This is a genomic window from Planktothrix sp. FACHB-1355 (assembly GCF_014748295.1).
Lineage (GTDB): Bacteria > Cyanobacteriota > Cyanobacteriia > Cyanobacteriales > Aerosakkonemataceae > Aerosakkonema > Aerosakkonema funiforme_A.
The window spans coordinates 1-1797 of the sequence record NZ_JACJUP010001286.1 but is presented as its reverse complement, the minus strand read 5'-3'; the positions used below and the strand labels follow the sequence as shown (position 1 = coordinate 1797).

The following is a 1797-nucleotide window of genomic DNA, read 5'->3' as shown; positions in this document are numbered from 1 at the left end:
AATTATCGCAATTACTGCAATTACCGGGGAAATATTCGCCAAAATAACTTAACTGAATTGTGCGCCGACAGTCTGTACCTTCAACATAATCTATCATACGGCGCAGTTGTTGACGAGCGATCATTTGTTCTTGCTCGTCAATTTTTTGTTCGATTCCCCATTCAATTTTCTTAACATCTCCAAAGCTGAAAAAGATTGTACAGCGAGATGGTTCGCCATCCCTTCCCGCACGTCCGGCTTCTTGATAGTAACTTTCCAAATTGCGGGGTAAGTCGTAGTGAACGACAAAGCGGACATCTGGTTTGTTAATCCCCATACCAAAAGCAATTGTGGCTACGATGACTTGCACATCATCGCGAATAAAACGAGTTTGATTTTCGGTGCGATCGTCGTCACTCAATCCCGCATGATAAGGTAAAGCTTTGATGCCATCTTTCTGTAACTTAAAAGTGAGTTCGTCAACAGAACGACGGCTAAGACAATAAACAATTCCCGTACCTTTTGTTTGCCTAATTAACAGTAGTAATTCTGTGTAGCTGCTTTTTTGCTTGGGACGAACTTCGTAGTAAAGATTTGTGCGATTGAAGCTAGAAATATGGACATTCGGTTGCACAAGTGCTAGCTGTTGGATGATGTCTTGGCGGACGCGCTCGGTGGCGGTGGCGGTGAGCGCCATAATGGGAACATTTGGATAACGCTGGTGAAGTATTCGCAATTGGCGATATTCTGGGCGAAAGTCGTGTCCCCACTCGGAGACGCAGTGCGCTTCGTCGATAGCAAAACCAGAAATGCCGATTTGATGCTGCACTAAGTCTAAAAATGGCAGAAATCTTTCGCTCAGCAGACGTTCTGGCGCAATGTAGAGTAATTTGATGCGTTTGTTGAGGATAGCTTGTTCGGAATATCGTACCTGATGACTGTTGAGGGTACTATTGAGGAAGGTTGCGCCAATCCCGTTATCCCGCAGGGCGTCTACTTGGTCTTGCATTAAGGCGATGAGGGGAGAGACGACTACGGTTAAACCGGATTTTAGCAGCGCTGGTAGCTGAAAACACAGGGATTTGCCGCCGCCTGTGGGCATGACAATGAGCAAATCTCGATTTTGCAAGGCTTCTTCTACTATCTGCCGCTGTCCGGGACGGAAGCTGTCGTAGCCAAAATATTGTTTGAGTGCCTTTTCCAGGGAGCGAAACTGAGACATGATGGAGGGGATAAGAGGCTATTGTACCTGCACCTTCGCATAATAATGTTAGTTGGAAAGTAGCTCAGAAAATAAACCTATGCCGAAAGCTGTTTGGAATGGTGCCACTTTAGCGGAGAGCGATCGCACTATAGTTGTGGAAGGAAATCACTATTTCCCACCGGATGCGATCGACAAGCAGTATTTTAAGGAAAGCAGTACCCATACGACTTGTCCCTGGAAAGGCGTCGCCAGTTACTATACGATCGAGGTGAACGGGCAAGAAAACAAGGATGCTGCTTGGTATTACCCCCAAGCTAAGGACAAAGCTAAGAATATTGAAGGTTATGTGGCTTTTTGGCGAGGGGTGAAGGTGGAAGGTTAAGTGCTGTTGTGGGATGGGGGCTGTTGTAGTTCTTGTGGGATGGGCGTCTCGCCCGTCCCTGGTGATTTAAGATACTGTTGGCGAATTAACTGGGGGGTTAGACCGCTGAACCAATAGAATGATAACCGATCGATCTCTCCCACTCCCCCGCTCTCCCGCTCTCCCGCTCGATTTCACGACGGTTGAGGTAATTCGCTAACAGTATCATTTCAGGGCAGGCGGGACGCCTACC

The 1797-nt window shown here is 47.2% G+C and carries 2 protein-coding genes; one reads left to right on the top strand and one right to left on the bottom strand.

What is annotated here, in order from left to right:
• Positions 1-1201: ATP-dependent DNA helicase RecQ (locus H6S82_RS31650; RefSeq protein ID WP_191057375.1), on the bottom strand; the 1201-nt coding region annotated here is incomplete at its 3' end.
• Between the two features lie 79 nt (positions 1202-1280).
• On the opposite strand from H6S82_RS31650, the gene H6S82_RS31645 reads away from it, so the two are divergent.
• A complete protein-coding gene (locus H6S82_RS31645) occupies positions 1281-1565 on the top strand; it encodes a DUF427 domain-containing protein (RefSeq protein ID WP_190463693.1) in 285 nt (94 codons plus the stop codon).
• Positions 1566-1797: the final 232 nt, after the last annotated feature.